This window comes from Helicobacter sp. MIT 14-3879 (assembly GCF_003364125.1).
In genome coordinates, this window is the sequence record NZ_NXLP01000091.1 from 1 (window position 1) to 4,265 (window position 4,265).

4 protein-coding genes are annotated in these 4,265 nt (G+C 36.4%); 1 reads left to right on the plus strand and 3 read right to left on the minus strand.

Annotated elements, in window-relative coordinates; all coding sequences use genetic code 11:
- Window positions 1-202, minus strand: a 202-nt coding sequence (locus CQA44_RS11335) for a hypothetical protein (protein ID WP_147289800.1), incomplete at its 3' end; no start/stop codon positions are given.
- Window positions 203-235: 33 nt separating this feature from the next.
- Window positions 236-904 (minus strand): outer membrane protein assembly factor BamD, encoded by a 669-nt coding sequence (locus tag CQA44_RS11340; RefSeq protein WP_115547329.1) that lies wholly within the window; start codon window positions 902-904, stop codon window positions 236-238.
- A 194-nt stretch (window positions 905-1,098) separates the two neighbouring features.
- Here CQA44_RS11340 and fliW point away from each other — a divergent pair, with 194 nt between their 5' ends.
- Entirely contained in the window at window positions 1,099-1,512 is a 414-nt protein-coding gene (fliW, locus tag CQA44_RS11345; RefSeq protein WP_115547327.1) for a flagellar assembly protein FliW, read from the plus strand.
- A gap of 450 nt (window positions 1,513-1,962) precedes the next feature.
- On the opposite strand, the gene CQA44_RS12735 is transcribed toward fliW, so the two are convergent.
- A partial coding sequence (locus tag CQA44_RS12735) for a hypothetical protein (protein ID WP_115547328.1) occupies window positions 1,963-4,265 on the minus strand: 2,303 nt, incomplete at its 5' end.

Below are 4,265 nucleotides of genomic sequence, written 5' to 3' on the forward strand. Positions count from 1 at the left end.
CATAAAATTGAATCTCATTCTCTTTGTCTTTATGATTATTTTTTGCACACACAACAAACACAGTGTCATCTCTTTCTTCTGCTATTTTAGCTGCAGCAATATTGGACTTATCGGCTATAAAAATAGGAGCGATAGTAAAGGGAAAAACAAACATTTCATCTTCGACAATAACAGGCAATGTAATTGGTTGATTATCTTGCATTCTTATCCTTTATTTCTATAAGTTTCTTTATGGTTACCAGTTTAAAAGCACCATGTACCAAGGGACCTTTGAAGGTTTAGGGTTTGTTGCTTGCTGCAAGTCAGAATCAATTCTGTCTTTATATATTTGTTCTGCTTCTTTTTTGTTATTCTTAGCATAAACACGAGCAATGGCAGTATTGAGCTCATTTTGCCCGAGTACAAATTTTACTTCCATTTCATGGACAAATGCAATATAACGACTGTGAGGATATTTTTCTATAAAATCTTGTATGAGAGCAATACTTTCACTCATAAATTGCTGATCTTTAGAGCTATTCTTAAAGGCATATAAATGTGATTTTAACCTTAGATAATTAATATAATCTGCATTACTAGAGCTACCAAATCGCTTAAGGTATTCTTTAAAATAAAAATCTGACAGGACGTATTCTTCATTGTTTAGATGTGCTTGCCCTAGAGCAAGCATTGCCTCTGGCAAAAGGGGGGAATTCAGATGTTCGCTTTGCAATGATGAAAAGTAGCTATCTGCAGTTTCAAGATTGCCTAGCCGAATGTTCTTAAAGATTCCTTCATACCAAAAACTAGCAGGTTGGTTATAGATAACTTCTTTGTTCTTTGAACAACCAGAATAAAGGAGAACAGAAGAAAACAGTATTAGAAACAAGGAATACTGCAGGGTTAGATTCTGTCTCAGTCTCATGCACATTAAAATTTTTGGTATCAAATGCAATACTCCTAAAAAAATATCCGTTATTATATAGAAAATTCATGTTTATATTTTGCATATTTATAAACTTTTTGGTAGAATATTGTCTTGCTAAATGATTATTCTACCCACATGCTATACTAATGTTTTGGTATAATTTTTATTTGCTAATTTTTATGGAGAATATTATGATTTTTGAAGTAAAATCCCCAATCTTAGGTTTTGAGCATGTCGATAAGATGAAGTTAGAAAAATTAGATGATATTTTTTTACGATTAACTAATGCGAATGACGCTACACCTATTTTTACTTTAGTAAATCCCTTTGCTTTGCGCGATTATGAATTTGAAGTGCCTATGGCATTAAAACTACTCTTAGATTTAGAAAATAGCAAGAATATCTTAACTGCCAATATTATGGTTATGCAAAACCCCATCGAACGTTCCACTATTAATTTTCTTGCACCTTTAGTCTTTAATTTTGATAATCTCTCAATGGCACAAATTGTCTTAGACAGTATTAAGTATCCCCACTACAGTTTAGCAGAACCCATCATTAATTACTATCCACAGGATATGCAACAAGATAAAAACGTAAAATAACTATTAACCTCATCGCAATACAATCACACCATAAGCAGATTCTATTTTAAACTAAGTTACGAAACTCCTCTTCATTCATAAAGATTTTGTTTTGTTACTTATACATTCATAAATCTAAATTTGATTAAGATTCCTGTTAGAATGCTCTATCGCTCCAATTTTTGAGCGAAGCGAAAAAATCAATGAGGGCAATCGTAGCGAAGCAGTCCTAACTCTATGAGTTGTTCATCTACAAATGGACTTAATCAAATGTTAAAACACAAGTAATTGAATAGTCTCCAAATTTAAGTTTTTAGATGGTATTTTATGACTAACTAATGTGTTAGAAGTTTTATTTGAAAACACAACAACTTACCACACAAGTCTTTCACTTTGCCTCATTATGCAATAACACCTTACTAACAAGATATTCTGTCTTTTGCAACATGACAGAGTGCAGATAATGTCTCCCTACAACTTCCACCCCACTTGTATCCAAAATTGTCTGCCCACTTCATAACCGATGGTAGGCGCAGAGGAATCTCCTGCATAATTTGCAGTGAGAATAGTGGGATTTTGCGCATCTAGCACATTATAAATATCCATATTCATATACAAGATATTTCCCTTCCCTAGTGTTACTTCAAAGCCTATGCGCATATCCCAAGTAAATGCCTTGCGAATTCTTTGAGCAATATATTGGTCTTTGTCATTATGTGCTGGGTCATATTGTGCATGTTCCCGTCCTGCTAAGTTACCAATGTATTGTCTCCCAGCAATATGGATTCTTGCCATAGCATCATAGTCACTTCTATAACGAAAAAAGTTGTGCCATAACCATTTTGTACGCCCAATATTAAAAGTATGTGTTGTGGTTAATCTCAAAGTATAAGGACGCATAAAGTTACTTGCAGGTCTTTGTGAATAAGGCACAACTTGCCCCTCCCATACTATCTCATTGTCTTGAATCTGGTGGAGCGTTGCGCTGCTAGCATAATCATTAAAATTTCTCTTCACCCCATTCCAATCAAACGCAAACAAAACAAAATGCTTCATACCCCAAAATTCTATGGGTTTATGATTTTCAATCACAAGTGTAACAACATGTATCCAAGATTTACCCTCATTAGTATAAGTATAATAGGTGCTAGCATAATGAGAATCTGTTGGTAATCCTACATAATCGCTTCGCACATAACGTATCTCATCTCTGCCTGCACGATAAATATATTTTATGCCCCCATTCCAATCATATAAATGTTGCGCATAACCCACCAAAAACTCATCGACATAAGGGACTTTGAGTGATTCAAATTTAACAGAATTTGCATAAGTTTCTCTGCAATTAGAATCATAAATCCATTCATTAGTCTGTGGGTCGCGGTATCTAGGGGTACAGATTCTGCCCTCTGCTAATACTTCTTCCCATGTTTTATCAGGGCTATTGCGCCTTATATCAGTCTTTAGAGTATTCCTACCATCTGCTAAACGATAAGCAAAGAGGTTGCGCCCATAATAGCGATTTACTCCTGTTGTGAGTTGTGTGGCAAAGTTTCTGCCTGTGTCTCCTGCATTCCATGGTGCTTCATAATTAAGCGACAATCGATGCCCTGCAGTAAATTTCCCCATATAAGAATCTGTATCCAACCTCACCCCCGCGCGAATATTGAGAGAACCTAGCTTCCCTAATGGAATCTGCATATCGTCTTGGAAAAACACTGCAAAGGCTACATCATGCAAAGCAATTGTTCTGTCTGAAACAAATCGTGTGATGGTATGAAAATACTGCCCATAATTCCAAATAGCTCCCACTCCATGAGGATTTGCTACAACATTGACACCATCAAGTTTTTCAAATCCTCTTGGGTCATAAGCCTTAGCTGTGTCGCACCACTCGCCATTGGTTTGCGCACAGAGAGCTTGTTGTGCTTGAGTCATAAAGGTAGAAGTTTTCACCGCAGAATCATAGGGCTTAGAGAATCCAAAGCTTGCGTGTTGATAGTTTATTTCTAATCCCGCCTGAAAAACATGCTGTGTGCCAATAAACTCAAAAGGTGTAAAATCTTGAATAAGTTTGTTGCCTAGTGTGTGTTGAATAGATTGGCTAGGTGCATATCCCCCACTCCTTACCCATGTTGCCCAATTACTCCAATGCTTAGAATCTGATGCCTGCCAATACTTTGTTGCATGAAAGTTAGTGGTAACTGAATTTTCTAAAAATGAATAGCCAAGTACATGGGTAAGTGTGCCTAAACCATTGTCCCAAGTGGTTTTCAAGCCAAGTTGATGCCCGCCTGAATCAAAGTGATACTCATCATCTTTTGTTCCAACAATAAAACGATAATCATATTGGGGTGCATAGGTATAAGTAAGCTCTAAGCGCACGTTTTCACTAGGGTCATAATAAGTTTTAAGAAAATAATTATAGATTTGCCTTGTTTGATTGCGCGTGGCACTGCCTTGGTCATTTGGGTCTACGGGAGTTGCCCAGCTACCTAAATGGTCATTATTGCTCCTACGCAGAGGGATAATACTCTGTGTCATACTAAAGGCAGCAATCAAACCAAAAGTATCATGCAGTTGAGATTCTACCTGCGCTCTTACCAAATGCTTGATAAAATGGGGTTGATTGCTATCATCATAAGATTCTAGGAAGCTATCTCTCGTACTCTCATCATAGAGATGATAATTTGTCATTGAGAAAGCATCAGAATGGGCATTGCCTTGTGTGATTTGATAACTTATATTTGCACCAAATTTCTTAGTAGGGCGTC

Bases quoted from the DNA above. Each gene is read 5' to 3' on its own strand.
- CQA44_RS11340 (WP_115547329.1), bottom strand. From the start codon at position 904: ATGAGACTGAGACAGAATCTAACCCTGCAGTATTCCTTGTTTCTAATA.
- fliW (WP_115547327.1), top strand. From the start codon at position 1,099: ATGATTTTTGAAGTAAAATCCCCAATCTTAGGTTTTGAGCATGTCGAT.